This is a genomic window from Pacificibacter sp., assembly GCF_039769035.1.
Lineage (GTDB): Bacteria > Pseudomonadota > Alphaproteobacteria > Rhodobacterales > Rhodobacteraceae > Celeribacter.
On sequence record NZ_JBDMZG010000143.1, the window covers coordinates 1 to 22905 of the forward strand.

Sequence of the window (22905 nt, forward strand, 5' to 3'; positions counted from 1 at the left end):
AAATCACCTTCACGGGCGATGATGCGCGCGAAGGGTTGACCTGTGTGTTGTCCGTCAAAGTGCCGGATCCGAAGTTTTCGTCACAAACCAAGGACAAACTGGTGTCGTCCGAAGTGCGCCCTGCCGTTGAGAACTTGGTCGGCGAGAAACTGAAGGAATGGTTCGATGAGAACCCGCAGATTGCCAAGATGATCGTGGGCAAAATTTGCGAGGCCGCTATGGCCCGTGAAGCGGCGCGCAAGGCGCGTGAGCTGACACGCCGCAAATCGGCATTGGACGTGAACTTCTTGGCAGGCAAGCTCAAGGATTGTTCTGAAAAAGACCCATCCCAAACCGAAGTCTTCCTCGTGGAGGGTGACTCAGCGGGGGGCTCTGCACAAATGGGCCGTGATCGCCGGACGCAGGCGATTTTGCCGTTGCGTGGTAAGATTTTGAACGTGGAGCGGGCGCGGTTTGACCGGATGCTCGGGTCGCAAGAAATCGGCAACTTGGTGATGGCGCTCGGCACAGGTATTGGTCGCGACGAATTCAATTTGGACAAATTGCGCTACCACAAGATTGTCATCATGACCGATGCGGATGTCGACGGTGCCCACATTCGGACGCTGTTGTTAACCTTTTTCTTCCGTCAGATGCCGTCTTTGATCGAGGCCGGACACCTCTATATCGCGCAGCCGCCTTTGTACAAAGTGGCGCGTGGCAAGTCTGAAGTTTACCTCAAAGACCAAGCGGCGATGGACGAGTATTTGATTCAGCAAGGTACTGACGGTGCTGTGCTGCGCTTGCAATCGGGCGAAGAAATTGCTGGGGCCGATTTGGCCCGTGTCGTTGAAGGCGCGCGGACGTTTAAGCGCATTCTGGACGCCTTTCCAACCCATTACCCACGTCACATCATCGAACAAGCTGCTTTGGCGGGGGCTTTTGAGCCTGGCCGCGTTGATGGCGACTTGCAAGGCACAGCCGATCTGATCGCCAAGCGTCTTGATATGATTGCCCCTGAATTCGAGCGCGGCTGGAAAGGTCGTCCAACGCAGGATGTTGGCATTCGTTTGACTCGTGTTCTGCGCGGTGTTGAAGAAGTGCGCACGCTTGACGGCGCGATTTTGCGTGGTGGTGAAGCCCGCCGCATTAACCAAGAAGTGCAAGCCACAGCAGGCGTTTACGACGATCCATCGCAATTGATGCGCAAGGAACGGTTTAGCCTGATCCACGGTCCGATCGATTTGCTCAACGCCATTTTGGAAGAGGGCGAAAAAGGTCTGTCGCTGCAGCGCTACAAAGGCTTGGGCGAGATGAACGCCGATCAGCTTTGGGAAACCACGTTGGACCCAGAAGCACGCACTTTGTTACAGGTGAAAATCGAAGATTTTGCCGAGGCTGATGATATCTTTACCAAGCTTATGGGCGATGTTGTTGAGCCGCGTCGTGAGTTCATCCAAGACAACGCTTTGAACGTCGAGAATTTGGACGCTTAATCCCACTCGACGGCGTAGAAATTATAGCAATCGTGGCGGACAGCTGCGGTTGCTTTTTTGTGCCCACTTAGAACGGCGCAACTCACGCACTATTGCCGAACCTGCGCAACATCAACAGAGCAAAGGCGGCCAAGACCAAAGGTGGACCGAACAGATAAATCATCGAGACATATGAGGCGTCATATGCGGGATAAAACCCTTTGCGCATAAGTCCAACCAGATGAACGAGGGGATTGTACCACAGCAAGGATTGATAGGGCGCTGGCACGTCACTAAACGTAAAAAAGACACATGAAATCATAAACATAGGCCGGTTCAAAATGGCCCATATGTTTTCCCAAATGGGCAATTTCATAAACACGATACTGTTGAATAGACCGATCCCAAACGACAGAATGATGGTTGCGACAAGCGCCACCGCGATGTAGCCCGCGTCCAGTTGCGCGCGGGTGTCAGAAAAGGCGATAATCGCGCCCACAACGATGCCAAAAATGACGATCTGCGACACGACGTTTAAGATAAGCCGCGCAAGAATGGCATCCATGAAGGTCACCGCGGGATAGCTTAAAAGCTTGCCATTAAAGTGCACCGCATTGGCAATTTTCCCAGACAAGTCCTTGTACATCGTAAACGGCAGCATGCCGGTCGCATAAAAAAGCGCAAAGCTGATCCCGATTGGCGGGTCTCGAAACGCGATGGAAAACAGCACCGTCATCAAAGCGATGCCCGCCACAGGCTCCAAGACCGCCCAGATATAACCTCCAGGCGATTTACCATAGTTCGTGGCCATTTCACGCGCCATCAAAGCCGAAATCGTCGCGGACGATTGGCGTAGCACGGTTGAAAGCGGAATATCGGTCACGGGGCGCCCTGTGTTGCATGAACTCATATGTGGGGTCGCCATCTGACGGGCATTTACCACATGACAATACTGTGCCGCTAAACATTGCCATACCGTGAACGATGACGGTCTCGCAAAGTGCAAAGGTGCAAACGACGTGCAACACGCCAATAGTGACCCCCAAGAACCGCAACAAGACGCGCAGGTTTTCGTGATGCCCGTGGCCAGACCGGCGCGCGTGCATAAACGTCACTATGGTATTATCGTATTGTTTTGCCTTGCTGTTTTGCTGCCAACAGTCGGAACGCTCACATATCTTTTGGCGTTTGCACAGGATCAATACGTCACCCGCGTTGGGTTTTCTGTGCGCAGTGCGCAGACTTCTCCTGCGCTCGAAATGTTGGGCGGTTTGGGGCAAGTTTCAAATGCCGAACGCACTGATTCCGAAATTTTGTACGACTTCATCCAAAGCCAACAAATGGTCCGTCGTTTGGATGAAAAACTGGACCTTGTGTCCATGTTTCAATGCAACGACACGCCGCGAGACGTCATTTTTTGCATGGGGAGCGCCCCTGAAATTGAAGATCTGCATAGGTTTTGGAACAGGATGATTGACGTCACCTATGACAATCGATCGGGCATTTTGGATGTAGAAATACGCGCTTTCGATGCCGACAAAGCCGTCATTCTGGCGACAGAAATGTTTGCGCAAAGCTCTGCGATGATCAACGGGTTGTCTAAAAACGCCCGCGCCGATGCGACGTCTTATGCCCAACAAGATTTGTCGTTGGCTGCCGCGCGCCTGAAAGACGCTCGCAGTACATTGGCAGAGTTCCGAAATCGGACGCAAGTCATTGACCCCAATGCGAATATCCAAGGGCAAAGGGGGGTGTTGCAAGGGCTCCAAACACAACTGACACAGGCGCTTGTGGATCGTGGGGTGCTGGCCTTGTCTGCGCGCGAAGCTGATCCACGATTGAAACAGCTTGATCGCAAAATTGGTGTCATAGAACAACAAATCGCGTTGGAGCGAGAAGCCTTTGGTGCAGGGCCAACGGACGCCAATGCAGATTTTGCAAAACTGATTGGCCAACACGAAGAGCTAAGCGTTGAGGTGGAATTCGCTGAGCAGTCCTATGTGCAAGCCCTCGCCGCTTTGGACCTCGCGAATGCGGATGCGCGACGACAAAGCAGGTACTTGGCGGCGCATATAAAACCGATGGCGGCGGAACGCGCGACCTATCCGAAGACCTTTCAAACCACGGCACTCGTTGCGTTTTTTGCCTTCTTCGCTTGGGTAATTGTGGTGATGGTTTACTACTCTTTGAGAGATCGCAAGTGACATGCTGCAGCTCACAAATCTGACGAAATCTTTTGGACGCAACGGGACGCGTCATACCATTCTAAACAGCGCGACGCTGGACATTCCAAAGGCGTGCAGCTTGGCCGTTTTGGGGCGCAATGGGGCGGGGAAAACCAGCTTGCTGAAAATCATTTCTGGCAAGATGGCGCCTGACAGTGGGGCCGTGCAGGTGGCGGGAAAAGTGTCTTGGCCCGTTGGTTTTTCGGGGTCGTTCCACGGCGCCTTGACCGGCGTTCAAAATACTGTGTTCGTGGCGCGGGTTTACGGGATCGACACAGATGATCTTGTGAATTTTGTGCGCGATTTCACAGAGTTGGGTCAGAATTTCAACATGCCTGTGCGGACATATTCTTCCGGCATGAAGGCCCGTCTCGCCTTTGCAATTTCGATGGGGATTCCCTTCGACACTTATATTGTGGACGAAGTCACATCCGTGGGCGACGCAGCGTTTCGGCGCAAAAGCAGTGCCGTCATGCGCGACAGATTGAAACGCAGCGGGGCCATCATTGTGTCTCACAATATGAAAATGATCCGCGAGCTGTGTGATTGCGCAGTGGTTTTGGAACATGGCGAGCTGACATATTTCCCGAACGTTGCAGACGCAATTACGGTGCATGAATTCAACATGGATGCCGCGCGAGATCAGGTCGAAGCCGGAAGAAAATAAGCTCTCCTTAACCTTGATGGTGCATAAAAATGTGACCTGCATTCTCGACACAAGGATCGGATTTGGTGGCCACACTTGACGTCTTAATCCCGCATTTCAACGATTCACACGGGCTGGATCTATCGCTGGCCTCGATTGCGCGGCAAACGTGGGGCGGCAGTCTGCGGGTGATCGTCGTTGATGACGGGTCTTGTGCGGATGAACTGGCGCAGGCGGAACGGGTCATTTTGGCAAGCCCGCTTGAGATCGATCTGATCAAGTCCGCGCAAAACGAAGGTCGCCCCGTGACGCGCAACACGTTGCTCGACGCGGCTGAGGCGCCCTTTCTGGCATGGTTGGACGCGGGCGATATTTGGTATGAGGGCAAGCTTCAGGCACAATTTCACTGCATCTATCAAATGATCCACGCTGGCATTGATTTGGACAGCATTTGGGTCACCTGCAACTATGATTGGAAGTGGGAAGGCCGCAGGCGTTACAAGGTGCAGCAAAACGTCGGGGGCGATCAGCTTAAAGATCTGTTTGTTGGCGACAAATTGCGCGCCTATCTTTGGACTTTGCTGGGCACGCGGGCTGCGTTTAACCTGACCTCGCGCTTCGACGAGCGGCTGCCGCGCTTGCAAGATCTCGACTATTTCATTTCATTTGTACGTGTGGGTGGGCAAATTGTAGCGCCCGAAGGCACGGCGTCGCATTGTTGCTATTTAAAGTCTGATGTTGGGCGCAATGCCTCGGAAATTCGGGCCTGTTACGCCACCATTTTCAACAAACACAAAGCGTCGCTTATGGGGTATGGGCCGCAGGTCACCCGCCGTGTGCGTGCCAAATCCGATTTCGTGGTTGCGCGGTTTGCGGCAAACAATGCAGCCCCCATTTTGGCTGCACAGTACAAGCTGAACGCGTTTATCAACGACCCGAAATACGCATTGTACCGTCTCAAAACCTCATTGATGCGGGGGTAATCGAATGCAAATCGCAATGCTGATTGGCGGGTCGGAGATCTTGACCCCTAGCCCCCTGAGCCCTCAAGAACTGCAAGAAATTTGCGGTCAAGGCTACACGCTTTTTAGTGCGCCTTGGGTGCCGCAAGCGGACAACCAAATGTACAACGGCGACCTTATGTTGCGCGACGATGCGCGATTGGCAGCGGCCGTTGGATGCGCGATTGACTGTGAATATGCGCCAGATCATCACCCCCTGTTTGTCTTACCAGATGTGTCATTCGATGCTGATCAAGTGACGTTGATTGCGCGGTTCCTCGACGGTCTGTGCGCCGCGCCCTCCGGTGATGCGTTGCGCGTGGTGCCGATGGTCTTGGACAGCCTTCACATCAGCGCTGAAGACGTCACAGCTCAATCGCGTTTTATCGACGCCCTTGCCAAGTCTGTTGATCCATCGCGCGTGCGGTTTTCAGACACAATTGCCAAACACATAAAAGTGCCCACGTCCGAGGGTACCGAGACATCGGTGTTGCGAAATCTGGCCATTCGCGACATTGCGGAGATTTTGATCGGGCAGCTTGCACAGAGCGGCGTTCGTATTGCTCGCGATGATGCCCAGAAAAAAGTGGCGCGTTTGTGGCGGAAGATGGCGGACGCCTCTATGCAGATATGCGCGTACAGGCACGCCGTTTTTGCAGCGCGTATGGCCGATATGATCCTGTTGGATTTGGCGCAAAATGTGCGTGTGAAAGGCTAACAATGGTGCTTTCCCCGCCTCGAAAAACACGGATTTGCTTTGTGATAGACAAGCTTGCCCAGCGCAGCGGTGGGGCGGAACGTGTGTTGATTGATACGGCGAATGCCCTGCACGAGCGCGGCTATGCTGTTGATATCGTGACACATGAACCGCGCGGAAAAGCGCCTTTCTATGCGCTGCGCAAAGGTATCACCTTGGCAAATTTGCGGCCACGAAATGAACATCGGTCGCGGCTGAGACGTGGGTTTGATCGACTGCGGTCGGTGATGCATCGTAATCGCGTGTTTGTGCCTGGTCTCGCGCGACTGCAATGGATGAGCCAACACTACGGGTTTCGCACACGCATTGCCGCGCATATTGATGCCACGCGCCCCGACGTTGTGTGTGCTTTTTTGCCGCCGGCCGTCACTGCGGTGGGCTGGGCCAAGACCAAACACAAACCGCGCTTGTTTGCGTCGCTGCACAATGTGCCGGCGCAAGATTTCGAAAACCCTGCGCGTTGGGATCCAAACCCCGTTGATCGAAAACTGCGCAAGAAATCACTGGAGCGGTTTGATGGCATCGGGACGTTGCTGCCAGAATTTGTGCCTTGGTTTGACCCCCACTTGCGCGCAAAGGTGATGGTCCTGCCAAATGCGTCTCGCATGCAGGACACAGAGGTTTCCACCGAAGCAATGCGCGAAAAGGTGGTCGTGTCTGTTGGTCGTTTGGCGGATGTGAAACGCCATGACCTTTTGATCGCGGCTTGGGCGCAGATTCAGCATGATTTTCCAGACTGGCGCTGTCACATCTATGGCGTCGGACCGCTTGAACATACGTTAAAGGCGCAGATCGCAGATTTGGGTCTCGAAGAGAAAGTCCAACTTTGCGGCCATACGCAGGATATCGAAAACGTGTATGCGACCTCCGCGATCCTTGCTCATCCTGCCAAATTCGAGGGGTTTGGCCTTGTCGTGGTCGAGGCACTCGCGCATGGATTGCCTGTCGTGGGATTTGAAGATTGCACGGGCTTTAACCATATCGTCTCCCATGAGCAAACCGGCCTTTTCGTGCCCAGTGACGGTGACAGAATTGCTGATTTTGCAGCGGCTTTGTCACAGTTAATGACGCAGCCTAAAACGCGCGATGCAATGGGTGCGGCGGGGCGCATGCGTGCGGCAGATTTCTCGGCGGAGCGTGTGACAGATCTGTGGGAACACGCGCTTCAAACCTCTGACAGTGCCGATCACCAGCGCGCCCCTGTCAAAATAGGGCACGCGCAATGGGACGTCTGATCTTGCATATAGGCACCCATAAAACGGGCACCACGTCGCTGCAACGCGGACTTGCGCGCAATCGGCGCAAGTTGCAAAAACACGGCATTTGGTACCCGAATTATGACCTGATTGGCTGGCCGCCACATTACGCGCACATCGGGATTGCCAATGCCTTTTCCGGTGCGCACGCCGCCCTGACACGCCGTGACGCGAGCCAGTTTTTTGAAAAAGTCGCCCACAGATCAATGGATTTCGACGCGACAATCATCAGCGCTGAGCCCTTCTTTCGTCACATCGGCCTGAACGATCAAGGTGCGCAGCAACGAATCCCCGCCTCAGGCGCAGAGTATTGGCCCAAACGTGATGCCTATATTCGCGACCTAAGAAACCATTTTCCCGTTGATGAGGTTGAGGTTGTCATGGTGGTGCGGCGCCAAATTGAATACAGCCAATCGCTCTATCAAGAGCATATCAAGACAACGGAATACCAAGGTAGTTTTGCCGACTTTCGACAGCGGTTTTGGCATCGTTTCGACTATCTCGGGCAAGCGCGCGCGTGGGCGAAGGCGTTTGAGAAACTGCATGTGCTGCGGTTCGAAGACCTTGTCGCCGCAGACAATATTGTGCGGGGCTTTGGCGATGGCATTGGCGTTGCGCTGCCCAAGATGCGTGTTGGGAGTTCTGAAAATGTGGCCTTGCCGCGCGATTGGGTGATCTGGAAACGGATGCAAAACGGGCATGTGCCGCAAAAGAACGCCCGAAAGAATTTTGAGGCCTTGGGCAAAAAGCGGATAACGCGGCGTTTGGTCCAGCGGCTGTCGCAAATGCCCGAACGCTCTTTGTTTAGCGACAGTGCAGATGTTGCGGCGTTCTACGATCAATTCGTGGCCGATAACGCAGCTCTGCAGCAAGAATTCTTGCCTCACTTGGCGTCAGACAAGCCGCTGTTTTCGGATGATATCGACGACAGTCTCGCCTTTGGTGACACGCTGCATCCTGAATTTTTACATCTTCTCACCACGCATCTGTTGAGCAAAAAATAGCATGCAGGAACCACACTCAAACATCCAACGTCGCATTTGTTTTGTCACCGACAGTCTTGATGGGGGCGGTATTGGTGTGGTGTTTCTCACTTTGGCCCGCGCCATGCGACGCTTGGGGTGCAGGGTCGATATGTTCGTCTTGTGCCCACCGCTGCGCGCGATGCCCAAAGGCGTAAACGTGGTTGTCGCGGGGGGCAAAACGCGGGGCGCGGCCCTAACATTGGCGCGGTTTTTGCGCCGATCAAACCCAGATTTGATCATCACAGCGCGGGACTACATGAGCGCCATGGCAGTGGTGTCGCGCGCTCTGGCAGGCAGGCGCAAAACGCCATTGGTGTGGACGTTCCACACGCACCATAGTCTTGATTTCAAACATAAACCGCTTGGGCGCCGGCTTATCGCTTGGCTCGCGATGAAGCTGTCATTTGCGGCCGATCATTTGGTCTGTGTGTCTCGTGGCGTGGCGCGCGATTTGGAACAGGCGCACCGCGCGACACAGGGGCGAACGCGAACCATCTACAATCCGGTGGAGCGCCCGCGTGTTTTGCCCACGCCCGCGCATCCATGGTGCGCGCCGTCACAGGTGCCGGTTGTGGTGATTTGCGGGCGTTTGGTGGCGCAAAAGGGGGTCGATGTCGCGATATCTGCGTTTGCGCGCCTGCGTGCGGATCACCATGTACGGTTGCTTATTTTGGGCGACGGGCCTTTGCGGGCAGACTTGCAACATCAGATCGACCAGACGGGCTACGCGGAGGATATTAAATGCCTTGGCGCCGTCGATGCGCCAGCTGACTATATGAAAGACGCGGCCTGTTTGGTTGTTTCGTCGCATTGGGAGGGGTTCGGAATGGTAATTGCAGAGGCCATGTCCGTCGGTTGCCCTGTGATTTCAACCGATTGCCCATCTGGCCCACGGGAGGTCTTGGGGAATGGTGCTTATGGCACCTTGGTGCCGGTGGGGGATGTTGCGGCCTTGGCCCAAGTAATTGCGACCGTGTTAGTGACCCCGACTGATACTTCGGATGCGAAGCAGTCATTGGGGCGCTTTGACCCAGAGATGATTGCGCGCGCCTATTTGGACCTGGCGTAGTGGCGTTCATTGGTCATTTTTCATGTGATTTCGCGCAAAGATCTAATCCGCTGCACGAAACAGTAAGCATTGTCTTTTAGAGTGGGACGCAACGGGCCTTGTGTCCAATCCCAGTTGATCGGTGCGATAGATATGCATGAAATTCCAAAGCTTAGCGTGGTCGTGCCAGTGTATCGCCATTGGACTGTGTTGCCGGATTTGCTGGCGGCGCTCAAAGCGCAAACGCTGCCACACACTGAATTTGAGGTCATCATAGTGGCAAATGAGCCGGTGCCAGAAAGCTTTGATCGCGGATGCCTCGCGCGGAATATGCAGATTGAGCTGTGCTTGCAAATTGGATCTTATGCTGCGCGCAATCGGGGGATCGCAGTCAGTCGCGCGACCCATGTTGTGTTCACGGATGCAGATTGCATGCCCGATCCGCAGTGGCTTGAGGTGATGTTAGGTGCGGTTCATTCGGCACCAAACCAGCTTTGGGCGGGGGCCGTGAAGATGACGCGTGCGCGCAAACAAACGCTGTGGTCTTGTTATGATGAGCTGCGTGGAATCCCGCAAGAACGCTATGTCGCGCGCGGCTATGCGGCTTGCGCAAATCTGTGCGTGCCGCGCACTGCATTGGCGGCGTGCGGCGGGTTTGACGCCACGCGGTTGTCGGGGGGGGATGCCGCTTTGTGTCGCAAAGCTGCGACGCTTGGCTACGCTATTTCTTTCGCGCCCAGCGCGGTGGTTGCGCATCATGCGGGTGTTACTCGGCAACGTGTGACTCGCAAAGCGCGCCGCATTCGTGGGGGGCAGGTGCTTTGCGGAACGAAAATACGTCGCATGGCGTGGATGTTGCGCGGTTTCGCGCCCCCGATGAGAGAAACCTACCGGTTTTGGGCAGCGCGCGTGCCCTATGCGCAGCGCGTGCGGGCGATCTTGGTGCTTTATCTTTTGTGGCTGGTCACGCTTGTTGAAACGCTGCGGTTGATGATGGGCGCGACACCAGAACGGCAATAGGGCCTCAGCACCGTTTGATCGCCGTGCGCACCACATAGTTGGCGTAGGACCAAATCGACCGCGCCCAAGTGATGTTCGGAACCTCTTTATAAACAGCCCAAGTCGCCAATGCGGATCGCCATATTGAGGCCGAAAGTGAGGCGGGATGGCGGCGATAGCGTGCCAAAGCAGCGTTCAATCCGGTGCACTCTGGGTGGTGCGACAGGATATTCAGCCACAAGGCATAATCTTGACGAAGCGCCAACGCGGGGAACCTGTGTTTCTGCATAAGCGCGCGCGATATCATGACCGTAGAGGTGCCGATCGTGTTGCACAGCAAGAGTTGTTGTTTGTCGACACGTGGCTTGGCAAACCTTTGCCCAATGGTGTTTTCCTGCGCGTCCATCACTTCAAAATCGGTACAGCAAAACGCATGCCCCGTGCGCGACATGAAGGACAGCTGAGCGGCAAGCTTGGTTGGATGCCAAAGATCATCGGCGTCCAGAAAGGCAATATACGCGCCTTTTGCGTGATCTATGCCCGTGTTGCGCGCGGCAAACGCGCCCTGGCGCAGCGGGTGGCAGAAGACGCGGATGCGACTTTGGGTGCTGGCCGCCCTTTCCAGAATCTGTGCACTTCTATCTGTGGAGCCATCGTCCACAGCAATCAGCTCCCAGTCCTGAAAGGTCTGCGACAGGACGGTTTCAAGCGTGGACTCTAAAAAGCGTTCCGCGTTGAATACAGGAAGTATGATAGATATTTTAGGCACTTAGCGCGTGTTACTTTCGTTGTGCGTTGGGAATCGGGCCGTCATATGTTGGCCCAAAAGCCCTCCACTTTGATTAGATTTGTTACGATCAGCCTCAGTATTGCCATGATTGGGTTAGGGACCGGTAACCAAGCCAACATAATTTGTATGTGGTGGAAGTGGTGAGGTGCCAATGTCAAATTTTGTTCATCTGGGGGGGGTCGGGACCGGCGTTAACGATTTTGACGTCGACGTGTCCGAAGTGCTGTTTTTGGACCGATCATCGGGCCGTATCGCTGTTGCGTTAAATGGGCAATTCGGCGGCATGACGTCTTTCGATGTCGCGTCAAACGGGGCGCTGGACATGATTATGTCGCGGGCGTTTCAGGCGGGGACACGTGATTTTCAGACGGTGCAATCCACTGTCATTTCCGTTTATGGAAAAGATTTCATCGTCACAGGTGCCAGCAATAGTGGCAGCTTTTACGGGTATTTTGTCGACGCTGCGGGCGTGATCTCCGACTTGACCGTTTTGCCTGCCACCACCTCGACAGCGGGGGCTATCGTTGCCTTGGTGCCCTTGGACAGTGACGGCAGCATCGCACAGGTTTTGACGCTGACCGAAGAGGGCTCTGTGCAATTGCGCTTTGTCACGGACGCGGGCGAAAGCCTTGGCAGCGCGCAAACGATTGACTTGTTTCAAGCGGATATTGCCCATCTTGAAGTCGCCTATGTGGACGGTAGCGTTTTCTTTTTTGTGTCAGAATATCTAACGGGGGATGTGGTTTCTTATCGCTACGATGCAGACACCCAGACAGCACAAGAAACAGGGCGCGGTGGGGCCACAACAAACGTTGGATTGGGCACGCCAACCGACCTTGCGACACTGACGCTTGAGGGCATCACCTATGTTGTCGTCGCCTCTTCAGAGTCACAGTCTTTGTCGCTGTTTGAGCTGCAACTCGACGGGAGCTTGATTGCGACCGACCATGTCCTCGACACGTTGCACACGCTGTTTGGCCGCGCCAATCTTGTTGAAACGTTTGATGTGAATGGCACCCCATTCATCATCGCCGCGGGCGGTGATGCTGGTGTGAGCCTGTTTACAATGTTGCCCAGTGGGCGACTTGTATTGATCGAAAACTACCATGCATGGAATGGTGCGCCGCTTGTGGATTTGGCGTCGTTGAAAGTCGTGTTGAGCGGGCAGGATGTATTCGTTTACCTGACGTCTGAAACCCAAGCAGGGGTCATCTCAATGGCGTTCGATGCTGCGGCTTGGAGTGCACCACAATACGACAATCAGATGAGCAGCACCTTAGAAGGAACGGCTCTGAACGATGTGATTGCAGGCGGAGGTGGGGACGATATCCTGCGCGGGTTGGCTGGTGATGACGTGCTCAGCGATGGGCGTGGCAGCGATCAACTTTACGGCGGGTCTGGCGCGGATGTTTTTGTGATGAAAGACGACGGCGCAAACGACACCATCTCGGATTTTGAGGTGGGCGTGGATCGCGTCGATGTGTCGGACTATGTCATGACCTATGCGCCTGACCAGCTTCAGGTGACGGCCTTGTCAGGCGGCATGACAATTTGGTTCGGGTCCGAACGTTTGGATATTTTGTCGAGCTCCGGCTATGAATTGACGGTCGCCGACGTCTTTGGTCCCCATTTCATCAACCCAGATAGGCCGTACATTTCCAACGTGGGCGAAATTCTAGGCACGCCTCAAAACGACACGCTCGTTGGAACAAGGTTGAGTGACTACATCATGGGCTTGCTGGGCGATGATATGATTTACGGTGGCGAAGGCAGCGATGCGATCGATGGTGGTGGAGGCGATGACGTGCTGCAGGGCGAAGCGGGCAGTGATTTGCTGCATGGCCAAGCGGGCAATGACACGTTGCTTGGGGGGGACGATAGCGACCGCGTCTACGGCGGTGATGGCAATGATGGTCTACACGGTCAAGACGGTGCCGATCTATTGTACGGCGAAGATGGCGAAGATGTCTTGAACGGTGACGAAGGCGACGACCGCGTCTACGGCGGCAGTGGCAACGATGATCTCGAAGGTGGAAATGGCCACGACATTATCAAAGGCGACAGCGGGCGCGATGCCATTCGTGGCGGCACTGGCCAAGATAGCATTTGGGGGGGCAAACATGGCGACCGCGCGTGGGGCGGGGACGGCAACGATACGCTGTATGGCGAGGATGGCGATGATCGTGTTTACGGCGAGAATGGCGATGACAGGGTTGATGGCAACGATGGCGATGATCGCGTTTATGGCGATGGTGGGAACGATTGGCTGCATGGGGATGCAGGCAACGATTTGATATGGGGCGGGGATGGGGCAGATCGCGCCTATGGCGGTATTGGTGATGACCGCATCTTTGGCGAAAATGACGATGATCTCATTTATGGTGAGGATGGCGACGATCTGATGAATGGCAATGCCGGAAACGACCGCATTTATGGCGGCAATGGCAATGACGACCTGAGCGGAGACATTGGCGACGACTTCATCAAAGGCGACAACGGCAACGACTTGATACATGGCGACGCAGGAAACGACACCATTTACGGCGGACGCCATGGTGACCGCGCGTGGGGCGGGGACGGCGACGATAGTGTGTACGGCGGTGCAGGCGATGACCGCGTGTACGGCGAAAATGGCGACGATCGTGTAGATGGCAACGCTGGCAATGATCGCGTTTACGGCGATGCGGGCTTTGACTGGCTGCACGGCAATGAAGGGGATGACATGATCTGGGGGGGCGACGACGGCGATCGCGCCTACGGCGGCATCGGAAATGACCGCATCTTCGGAGAAAATGGCAATGATCTTTTGTACGGCGAAGACGGTGATGACATCTTAAACGGCGATGCCGGTCGCGACCATTTGTATGGCGGCGCGGGGCAAGATGCGCTGAATGGTGGGCTTGGCAATGACATTCTCAAGGGGGATGCCGGCGCCGACCAGTTCATTTTTCAGCAAAGTTTTGGCCACGACGATGTGCTTGATTTCGATCTCACTCAAGACACGTTGGTCTTTGATATCAATGGGTTTAGTGTGGAAACCCTCACAACGGGCACCAATGCTGAGGGGGCGTTGCAACTTACCTATATGGAAAGCGATGTCGCCAATACCATCACGTTGCACGACCTGTCGCTCAGCGATTACAGTGATATCGATATCTTGTTGCTTTAGGCGAGCCGTGTGCGCCCCAAGTGGCGTTCGCCGCGCTCACGTGACAAGGCCATTTGCTTTTGACGCTCGCGGAAGCGGTTCTTGCGATCTTCGTCAAATTCGTCGGCGCATTGATGGCAGGACACACCCAGTTCAAATTCGGCGCGCTCTTTGTCTTCGGGCAAAATCGGGCGACGGCAGGCATGGCACAGTTCGTGCGGACCTTCAGTCAATCCGTGGCCGATAGAGACGCGCTGATCAAAGACGAAACATTCGCCTTCCCACATGCTTTTCTCTTCGGGCATTTCCTCGAGGTATTTCAAGATACCGCCCTTGAGGTGATACACGTCTTCGACGCCTTGCTGCATCAAGTAGTTCGTGGATTTCTCACAGCGAATGCCGCCGGTGCAGAACATCGCAATACGCTTGTTGTGGAACCGATCTTTGTTCTCTTCCCACCATTTCGGAAAATCGCGGAAGGTCGGCGTTTTGGGATCAATCGCACCCTGAAACGTGCCAATGCCCACCTCGTAATCATTGCGCGTATCAATCACCGCCACGTCAGGGGCAGAGATCAATTCGTTCCATTCCTCAGGCGTGCAATAGTTGCCAACGGCCGCGCGCGGATCGACATTGGGCTGACCCATCGTGACGATCTCTTTCTTAAGCCGCACTTTGATTTTGCCAAAGGGCTGGTCTTGCGCTGTCGACAGTTTGTATTCGAAATCCGCACAGCCGGGCAGAGCACGGATATGCGCGATCACCTTATCAATCGCAGCCGCAGTCGGTCCCGCGACAGTGCCGTTGATCCCTTCATTGGCAAGCAGCAAAGATCCCGTGATCCCTTCGGACTGACAAAGCTCCAAAAGCGGACCTTGAATGTCGGCAGGGGTTTCAAAACGGGTGAAGTGATATAGGGCGCATACTGTAAACATGCCCCCAAATACGCCTCAAAACGTAGCATTTCAAGTGCGGTTGGTTGCCGCGCCCATCCATGCAAACTGCAGGCTTGACCTTGCCCGCAGCGCAAGGTCCAAATGAGCCAAATGATGAAAGGTTACACGATGCGCCCCACCAACGAAGCTTTGATTGTCATCGATGTTCAAAACGACTTTTGCCCCGGTGGCGCGCTGGCAGTTGCGGGCGGCGACGAGATCGTTGCGGGCATCAACACGTTGATGGATGAATTCTCAGCGGTGATCTTGACGCAAGATTGGCATCCTGAAGGCCATAGTTCCTTTGCGGCCAGCCATAACGCAGACCCGTTCACCACCTATGAAGCACCTTATGGCACACAAGTCTTGTGGCCTGATCATTGCATCCAAGGCACACAGGGCGCCGCCTTTCACACAGACCTGCGCACCCACGGCGATCTGATCATCCGCAAAGGCTACAACCCCGCCATCGACAGCTATTCCGCCTTTTTTGAGAACGACAAAACCACACCCACAGGGCTTGAGGGCTACCTACGCGCGCGCGGCATCGACACCGTGACAATCGTCGGCCTCGCCCTAGACTACTGCGTCAACTATTCAGCCCAAGACGCCGCCAAACTGGGGTTCAAAACCACGGTGATCACCAACCTCTGCCGCGCGATTGACGCGCAAACCGAAGCCACCGCCCGCACGGAAATGACGGCATTGGGCGTGGAGGTTGCTTAGGGCGGAAAGCAGACTTTAGCTGCAAATAGAATTTCGGGCATCCGTTTTTGATAGGCCGCCATTGGCACTAGCCGTCCATGTCTAGAACCGCCCTCTGAGCGTCACGGCGGGCGGCGACACAACTACTTACGTCTATTGGCCCGACGGCACTCGTGCATCCAAAGCCGAAACGGGATCTGGCACACCAGAAAAAACAGTCTACTTCGGCCCAGTGGAAATCCAAAACTTTGGCACGGGAACCGGCGAGACCGTGATCACCTACCAGCACCCCAACGTGCGCCGTGTGAACGGTGTGCGGGAATTCCTGCACAAAGACCAACTTGGCTCGATCAAAATGATCACCGATATGGCGGGGGAAAAGGTCAAGCGGTCAACCTATGAACCGTTTGGCGAGGCCAATGACACCGTCCTCAAACTCAACGCTGCAGCGGAGACCAAAGGCTTCATCGGCGAACGCTTCGACGCCGACGCTGGCCTGCAATACCTCAACGCCCGCTACTACGACCCTCGTTTGGGCATGTTCATCCAACCCGATTGGTTCGATCCAACAATGCAGGGCGTTGGGACCAATCGGTACAGCTACAGCTTCAATGATCCGGTGAACTTGAGTGATCCGAACGGGAATAAAAGCATTCTTGATGATATACCAAATTGGGCATATAAATATGAACCCACTACTCCCATTGGCCACGTATCGATGGGATTGCGAGTACTTAAAACCGCAGAGACCGCGCACTTTGAAAGGAATGCAAATAATGAAATTGCTCCTCCGAAGCTTATCGACGGCTCGCCCGGCGAAGGGTGGATTGAGAGGCCTAGGGAAGAAGCTGTTTATCACAATCTTGGTTTTGATAGCAAAGGTAGAAAAATTCAGGGGCAAGTGAAGTTTGTGAAAGGAAATAGTGAAGCCGTCTACGGGCAGGATGAAGATCTTCGTACAGATTCTTTAAACGGAGGGACTTGGAACGGGGTACGCTATGACCCAGATAAAAATTTACCAACAACAGTTGCAACGGGTGCAGGACATTTTCTGGTTGACATGCTCCCATACTATCCATTCGGCAACGCCAAGGATGATCCGACAACTCCTTTGGACCGCTTGGGTGTCACAACATATTCTGGCGGTGTACCCACCTCAAACACGGGCGGAAATTATAGCTTCGACGCAGAACCAAGATCGTACACGAGGACTAGTGGGGGGCTAGGGTCGTGGCTATCAAAGCTATTTTCGCAAAACGACGAATAGAAAAATTGGAGATTTGGCGATGAATGGCGTTAAAGTATGGCAAATATCAGTGGCTGCGTGCGTGGTTGTGTTTGTCGGTTTAGCAATGGTTCACGAAACAGGCTATAGCTTTTGGGAACCAGAACCAAAAGTAGCCGGTGATTTGACGAGAATTCTTATTGATCCAAGCTATCATGCGCCCGACCGCGCGTTGTTTGGCACAGCTCATGTTGGATCACCTTTTCATCTCAAAGTCTACTTGACGATAGACTCCGAAACAATGCCATGCGTTGGCGCCGTCACTGTCTGGTACGAGACGCAACAGGGAGAAAGACACCAAGTACACCGAAGCGTAGATCACATAACTTGTAGAAGCGGAGGTTCACGTACAGAGTTATGGGTCAATAAAAACTCGTCCAAACTGATTCTTGGAAATGTTAACCTTCCGCGGACAGCAACACAAATTCATGTTGAATTCGAGCAATGCTCGGTTGACGGTGCGTGCGAGCAACGGAGTGGACAATCAGAGTTGAATGTCTCTTTAATCGATCGTTGGGTCTGGCCTTGGCTGCGCAACGGAATGAGTATTTAGTGACCAATTAGAATTTGACTGTGGCTGATATCAACCACCACCCGCTCAGGCTGCTTCCCGCGTCGCGCTAAAACCCCAGCCTCAGCCCCCACATCCATCCTCCCACGCAAACCCGCAGCCATCGTCACCGGATCCAAAACCGCTTTGCCAGAGCGCTGCGTCAACACATCTCGCAGCCCGTCCTCGCCCCCAATCGCGCGGCCAAGTTCGGCCTCGATCAAAGCCAAAGACTGCTCAACCGTCGCGGGGCGGGTGCCATTGGGCCAGCGTTCCAAAACCCGCGCGCGGGCCGCAATAAAGCCATCCGCATCGATCCCCACCGCAGTCAACAGCGCAGGCGAGGCGGTATAGATATCCACCATCCCCGCAACGTCTTGATAGCGGATGGTGTAGGTCTGCCCAAACACCTCGCGCGCCACAGGTGTGCAATCGGTTAGCGGCAAACGCAATGTCCGATTATGCAAAGCTGCAACGCAGCACGATGAGCAAGAGCCAATGTCGGCTATGGGCCGAAAGTGCAGCCTCTCACAGCGAGACGTCTGCTGGTTCTCTCACTTGATTTCAGTTCAAAACACGCGGCGTGAGCCAAATTCCGAGCACCCCAGTTCCGCATATCCGTCAGGTGCCACAGCGGTAAATCCAAGGGGTAAATCTTCGCAAATCGTCTACCTGTCTTGCCAAACCCCACGCCTGCCTGCTTTAACGACCCTATATCACAGGGAGCCTTCAGATGGTTGATATTGCGACGCGGGTTTACAATCACAAATGGAAGATCGACCCCATCGTGCGGTCCCTGATCGACACCGATTTTTACAAGCTGCTGATGTGCCAATCCGTGTTCCGCAACAAGCGCGATACGCGGGTGACTTTCTCTTTGATCAACCGCTCCAAATCCATCCGCTTGGCGGATCTGATCGACGAAGGCGAGCTGCGCGAACAGCTGGACCACGTGCGCACCCTGTCTTTGACCCGTGGCGAAAGCACTTGGCTGCGTGGCAACACCTTTTACGGCAAACGCCAGATGTTTCGCCCCGACTTTATGGAGTGGTTCGAAAACCTCTCCCTGCCGCCCTATCACTTGGACAAAGTCGATGGCCAATATGAGCTGACGTTCGAGGGCACTTGGCCCGAGGTCATGCTGTGGGAAATCCCCGCTTTGTCTATCCTGATGGAGCTGCGATCCCGTGCTGTGCTTGGCCCCATGGGCAAGTTCGAATTGCAGGTGTTATACGCCCGTGCCATGACCCAGCTTTGGGGCAAAATCGAACAGCTCCGCCCGCTTGAACACCTCAAAATCGCTGACTTCGGCACGCGGCGTCGGCATTCCTATCTGTGGCAAGACTGGTGCGTCCAAGCGATGACCGAGGGCTTGGGCGATAGTTTCGCGGGCACCTCCAATTGCCACATCGCGATGAAGCGTGACATGGAAGCCGTGGGCACCAACGCGCATGAATTGCCGATGATCTACGCCGCTCTGGCCGAGGATGACACCGCCCTGCGCCAATCCCCCTATGACGTGCTGGCCGATTGGCACGAAGAACATGAGGGCAACCTGCGCATCATCCTGCCCGACACCTACGGCACCAAGGGCTTTCTTGCGGGCGCCCCCGATTGGCTCGCGGGTTGGACGGGCATCCGCATCGATTCCGGTGATCCCGCCACAGGCGCTGAAACCGCTATTAAATGGTGGACCGAACGGGGCGAAGACCCGACCCAAAAGCTGGTGATTTTCTCAGATGGCTTGGACACCGATAAAATCATCGAGTTGCACAGCCAGTTCGCAGGCCGCGTGCGCACATCTTTCGGCTGGGGCACCCTGCTGACCAATGACTTCCGAGGCCTCACCGAACACAACGCCCTCGCGCCGTTTTCAATTGTCTGTAAAGCCGTGGAAGCCAATGGCCGCCCCACCGTGAAACTGTCCGACAACCCGAACAAGGCCATGGGCCCAGCGGATGAGGTTGCTCGGTATAAGCGGGTGTTTGGAGTGGGCGAGCAGGTTGCGCAGGAGGTTGTGGTTTAATGGCAAAGCGCCACTACATCATCTACTGCGACGAGTCTTCGAAGAAGGGTGCGCATTTTTCGAACTTCTACGGAGGTGCACTCATCAAAGCGCAAGACCGAGAGGCTATTGAGGAAGCTCTCAATTCCAAGAAGGAAGAGTTGAATCTCACTGGTGAAATCAAGTGGACAAAAGTTACGGCAAACTATCTCGAGAAATATGAAGAGTTTATGGATTTTTACTTTTCATTCATTGAAAGTGGTCGAATTAAAATCCGCATCATGTTCACCCATAATATGTATCGCCCCGTGCTAAACGCTGAGCAGCAGGATCTAGGGTATTTTCTTTTATATTATCAACTGGTTAAGCATTCTTTTGGAATAAAATACAGCAACCCCAACCGAATTGATCGCGTCTATTTTAGTCTACTGCTGGACGATTTACCTGACACGAAAGCAAAGTGCGACAATTTCAAAACAATGCTTTCAGAGATACCTCAGACTAATGGATTTCGGGATATGGGAATTCACATTCCAAAGCAGCAGATCGCCGAAGTCGATTCTAGCAAACACGTAGTTCTGCAAGGTCTTGACGTTATTCTTGGCTCAATGCATTTCAGACTTAATGATCTTCACAAAATTAAACCGGTGGGTGCCCAAAGGCGAGGCAAGAGGACAATTGCGAAAGAGAAACTTTACAAAAGAATGAACGCCCAAATTCGTGCTATCTATCCAAATTTCAACATTGGTAATTCGACAGGCCAAGCGAAAGGACCATCAGATAAATGGTCACATCCATACCGTCATTGGCGTTTCAAGCCAAAACAACACACAATCGATGAAACTGTGGTGAAAGGGAAAGCCCCGTAATGACCTACATAAATACAACTAGTGGAACTAGATGCTTCGGCCAAAACAGGGCTCATGTACCTTATATACACCCTTGACTTAGTGGCGCAAGTAATTTAAGTGCGCGTTCACTTTTTGTACTGCTACATTTATGATAACCTTTCGGACGTTAGGCGGGCACTATTCCACCCGCCCCCTAAGCGCCTTAATCTCTCCGCGCTTCTTCTTCCCATCCAAACGCCTCCGAACTGACCCTTTGGTCGGTTTGGTCTTGACCCTAAATTTAGGCCGTTCGGTCGCTTGTTTGATCAGGGCGACAAGGCGTTCGCGGATGAGTTCTCGGTTCCGCACCTGAGACCGTGTTTCATCGCATTGCAGGATGATCGCGCCGTCTTTGGTCCAGCGGCGGCCTGCGAGTTTGCGCAGGCGGATTTTGACGGCGGGCGGCAGGTTGGGGGAGCGTTCGGCCTCGAACCGCAGCTCCACCGCCGAGGACACTTTGTTGACGTTCTGCCCCCCCGGACCAGAGGCGCGCATGAAGCTTTCAGACAGCTCCCAATCGGCCAGTTCGATGGTCTCGGTGATGCGCAGGGACATGGTGAGTTCCGTGGTTTTGTGGCGATGTGGCGGCGGCTGTGTGCCTGACACCTTTAAAACATGTAAAGTGACAGGTGGCCAAACTGTACAACATTTGCAAAGACGCGCCACAAAGTCGTGTAAGTTTTTAAAAGAGGCCGAAAATCTAAAAGGGTTGCCTAGATCAGACAACCCTTCGAGAATTTTAGGAAATGGGCCAGTTAGGTTGCCCAATCAGGGGTGTTTCGCTCACAGGTTTGCCTCTAAGCGGCGGCCCCCCCGACTGTCTTGACCTCATTCACCATAATAACTCTAGACACTGGTCCACCTCCTTTCGATTGTTTGCCGATAAGATGATGGTGCCATAGATTTAGTATATAGCAAGTAAAATTATACGACATCTGTGTGAACGCGCTGCAAAATGATGCGAAAAGGCACAAGCGCGATTAAGACGAGGGCAAGTTTTACAAACCAGTCGGTCAAAGCCAAGGTGACCCAAAGTGGGGCGTCAGGGCCGGACAAGAGCAAGGGAGCAGCTTCCCACGCCCAGTTGATTTCCATATCCGCATTTTCGCCAAATATTTGAATTGATTGGGAAAAAGCGATTGAAAAGAAGATCGCCGTGTCCAAAGCGGACCCGATGATGGACGACACGAGGGGGGCTTTCCACCATGTGCCGGTCCGCAATTTGTCAAAGACAAACACGTCAACAAGCTGTGCGATCAAGAAAGCAGTGGCGGACCCGATGGCAACACGCAAAGCCACGGCAGGGTAGGTAAACCCTTCACCTTGCAGGATAATTTGCGTGCCAATAAGGGAACAAATGATGCCCGCGATGAAGCCCGCATAGATCACTTTACGCGCATCTTTGGGGCCATACAGGCGGTTCATAAGATCGGTGACAAGGAAAGCAAACGGGTAAGCAAAAGCGCCCCATGTGAGCAATCCGTCAAGAATGAGGAATTGAACGAGGATGTTAGAGGCCACAACAATGGCGGCCATGGCAAGAATGCCAGGAAGGATGTGTTTCATGATAAATCCGTTTTTTATCGAAGGTGACGGCAACTCGGCCTCGAATGAGACGATGGGGGCGTCTAACCAATAAAAAAAGGGAGATCAAGCTTAATCTGTCACGCGGTATTCGACGAATTCGGTGATTTGAAAGGGCTTGAAATTGTCATCAGAAATCATGGTGAGGCGGATGTTTTCGCCATCGTGCCAGACGGAGATGCCTTCGAGATTGTCATGTGCCCCGAGGCTGGAATCGATGAGTGTGGTTTCGTTTGTCAGTGCGCCATCACCGAATTCGAAACGGCGGACGCGCGAAGAGAAGCCGATGCCACGGAACCAGCGCTCAAGAAGATAGAGTTTGCCGTCTGGGCCGACATCCATGCCGACCGGCAGATAGTTGCCACGGCGGGGGATGGTGTAGGGCAGGTCCCAATTTTTGCCGTCAAACCGATACACTGGGAATGGTTTGGTTTCACCGCCGGATCGCTCTGGAAGAGTCAAAAGGTGGCCTTGGGGTGTGATCGCGAGGGCTTCCAGCGAGGAATTTCGTTGCATGTCCTTGAACGCTGGGTGTCGCTTTATGTCCAAGGCGCGCTGTGACGGTGTCACGTAGCGCCAGACCCGATGCACGCCTTCAAAGC

Annotated in this window: 21 protein-coding genes; 14 read left to right on the forward strand and 7 right to left on the reverse strand. The window is 54.1% G+C overall.

Going from position 1 to position 22905, the window contains the following annotated elements; all coding sequences use genetic code 11:
• The coding region (locus tag ABF287_RS12290; RefSeq protein ID WP_347185296.1) for a toprim domain-containing protein at nucleotides 1-1475 on the forward strand (1475 nt) is incomplete at its 5' end.
• Between the two features lie 82 nt (nucleotides 1476-1557).
• On the opposite strand, the gene ABF287_RS12295 is transcribed toward ABF287_RS12290, so the two are convergent.
• Complete coding sequence (locus ABF287_RS12295) at nucleotides 1558-2364, reverse strand: ABC transporter permease (RefSeq protein ID WP_347185297.1); 807 nt, start codon at nucleotides 2362-2364, stop codon at nucleotides 1558-1560.
• A gap of 109 nt (nucleotides 2365-2473) precedes the next feature.
• Here ABF287_RS12295 and ABF287_RS12300 point away from each other — a divergent pair, with 109 nt between their 5' ends.
• The 8 genes from ABF287_RS12300 (at nucleotide 2474) to ABF287_RS12335 (ending at nucleotide 10432) form a co-directional block, all read left to right on the forward strand.
• Nucleotides 2474-3658 carry a hypothetical protein gene (locus tag ABF287_RS12300; protein ID WP_347185298.1) on the forward strand — a complete coding sequence of 395 codons (1185 nt, stop codon included), beginning with the start codon at nucleotides 2474-2476 and terminating at the stop codon, nucleotides 3656-3658.
• Nucleotide 3659: 1 nt separating this feature from the next.
• Complete coding sequence (locus ABF287_RS12305; RefSeq protein WP_347185299.1) at nucleotides 3660-4346, forward strand: ABC transporter ATP-binding protein; 687 nt, start codon at nucleotides 3660-3662, stop codon at nucleotides 4344-4346.
• Between the two features lie 65 nt (nucleotides 4347-4411).
• Nucleotides 4412-5308, forward strand: a complete 897-nt coding sequence (locus tag ABF287_RS12310) for a glycosyltransferase (RefSeq protein ID WP_347185300.1) — start codon at nucleotides 4412-4414, stop codon at nucleotides 5306-5308.
• Nucleotides 5309-5312: 4 nt separating this feature from the next.
• Nucleotides 5313-6044 (forward strand): hypothetical protein, encoded by a 732-nt coding sequence (locus ABF287_RS12315; protein ID WP_347185301.1) that lies wholly within the window; start codon nucleotides 5313-5315, stop codon nucleotides 6042-6044.
• Nucleotides 6045-6085: 41 nt separating this feature from the next.
• A complete protein-coding gene (locus ABF287_RS12320; RefSeq protein ID WP_347185302.1) occupies nucleotides 6086-7318 on the forward strand; it encodes a glycosyltransferase in 1233 nt (410 codons plus the stop codon).
• Nucleotides 7306-8343, forward strand: a complete 1038-nt coding sequence (locus ABF287_RS12325) for a hypothetical protein (protein ID WP_347185303.1) — start codon at nucleotides 7306-7308, stop codon at nucleotides 8341-8343. The genes ABF287_RS12320 and ABF287_RS12325 overlap by 13 nt, the downstream gene beginning before the upstream one ends.
• Before the next feature lies 1 nt (nucleotide 8344).
• On the forward strand, nucleotides 8345-9433 hold the full coding sequence (locus ABF287_RS12330) for a glycosyltransferase (RefSeq protein WP_347185304.1): 1089 nt from the start codon (nucleotides 8345-8347) through the stop codon (nucleotides 9431-9433).
• 132 nt (nucleotides 9434-9565) lie between these two features.
• Entirely contained in the window at nucleotides 9566-10432 is an 867-nt protein-coding gene (locus tag ABF287_RS12335) for a glycosyltransferase (RefSeq protein WP_347185305.1), read from the forward strand.
• Between the two features lie 4 nt (nucleotides 10433-10436).
• Here the strand turns inward: ABF287_RS12335 and ABF287_RS12340 are convergent, their stop codons facing one another.
• Nucleotides 10437-11180, reverse strand: a complete 744-nt coding sequence (locus ABF287_RS12340; protein WP_347185306.1) for a glycosyltransferase family 2 protein — start codon at nucleotides 11178-11180, stop codon at nucleotides 10437-10439.
• A gap of 172 nt (nucleotides 11181-11352) precedes the next feature.
• Here ABF287_RS12340 and ABF287_RS12345 point away from each other — a divergent pair, with 172 nt between their 5' ends.
• Nucleotides 11353-14370: a hypothetical protein gene (locus ABF287_RS12345; protein WP_347185307.1), complete on the forward strand. Its 3018-nt coding sequence runs from the start codon at nucleotides 11353-11355 to the stop codon at nucleotides 14368-14370.
• On the opposite strand, the gene ABF287_RS12350 is transcribed toward ABF287_RS12345, so the two are convergent.
• Nucleotides 14367-15284: a rhodanese-related sulfurtransferase gene (locus ABF287_RS12350; RefSeq protein ID WP_347185308.1), complete on the reverse strand. Its 918-nt coding sequence runs from the start codon at nucleotides 15282-15284 to the stop codon at nucleotides 14367-14369. The genes ABF287_RS12345 and ABF287_RS12350 overlap by 4 nt on opposite strands.
• 129 nt (nucleotides 15285-15413) lie before the next feature.
• Here ABF287_RS12350 and pncA point away from each other — a divergent pair, with 129 nt between their 5' ends.
• Nucleotides 15414-16010 (forward strand): bifunctional nicotinamidase/pyrazinamidase, encoded by a 597-nt coding sequence (gene pncA, locus ABF287_RS12355; RefSeq protein WP_347185316.1) that lies wholly within the window; start codon nucleotides 15414-15416, stop codon nucleotides 16008-16010.
• 211 nt (nucleotides 16011-16221) lie between these two features.
• On the forward strand, nucleotides 16222-17256 hold the full coding sequence (locus ABF287_RS12360; RefSeq protein WP_347185309.1) for an RHS repeat-associated core domain-containing protein: 1035 nt from the start codon (nucleotides 16222-16224) through the stop codon (nucleotides 17254-17256).
• A gap of 567 nt (nucleotides 17257-17823) precedes the next feature.
• Here the strand turns inward: ABF287_RS12360 and ABF287_RS12365 are convergent.
• On the reverse strand, nucleotides 17824-18270 hold the full coding sequence (locus ABF287_RS12365) for a hypothetical protein (RefSeq protein WP_347185310.1): 447 nt from the start codon (nucleotides 18268-18270) through the stop codon (nucleotides 17824-17826).
• A 287-nt stretch (nucleotides 18271-18557) separates the two neighbouring features.
• On the opposite strand from ABF287_RS12365, the gene pncB reads away from it, so the two are divergent.
• Entirely contained in the window at nucleotides 18558-19850 is a 1293-nt protein-coding gene (gene pncB / locus ABF287_RS12370) for a nicotinate phosphoribosyltransferase (protein ID WP_347185311.1), read from the forward strand.
• Nucleotides 19850-20698, forward strand: a complete 849-nt coding sequence (locus ABF287_RS12375; protein WP_347185312.1) for a DUF3800 domain-containing protein — start codon at nucleotides 19850-19852, stop codon at nucleotides 20696-20698. Before pncB ends, ABF287_RS12375 begins: the two co-directional genes overlap by 1 nt.
• Before the next feature lie 159 nt (nucleotides 20699-20857).
• Here ABF287_RS12375 and arfB read toward each other — a convergent pair whose 3' ends face one another.
• The 3 genes from arfB to ABF287_RS12390 form a co-directional block, all read right to left on the reverse strand.
• Entirely contained in the window at nucleotides 20858-21274 is a 417-nt protein-coding gene (gene arfB, locus ABF287_RS12380) for an alternative ribosome rescue aminoacyl-tRNA hydrolase ArfB (RefSeq protein WP_347185313.1), read from the reverse strand.
• Between the two features lie 369 nt (nucleotides 21275-21643).
• Nucleotides 21644-22285: a queuosine precursor transporter gene (locus ABF287_RS12385; protein WP_347185314.1), complete on the reverse strand. Its 642-nt coding sequence runs from the start codon at nucleotides 22283-22285 to the stop codon at nucleotides 21644-21646.
• A gap of 90 nt (nucleotides 22286-22375) precedes the next feature.
• On the reverse strand, nucleotides 22376-22905 hold a 530-nt coding region (locus tag ABF287_RS12390), incomplete at its 5' end, for an esterase-like activity of phytase family protein (RefSeq protein ID WP_347185315.1).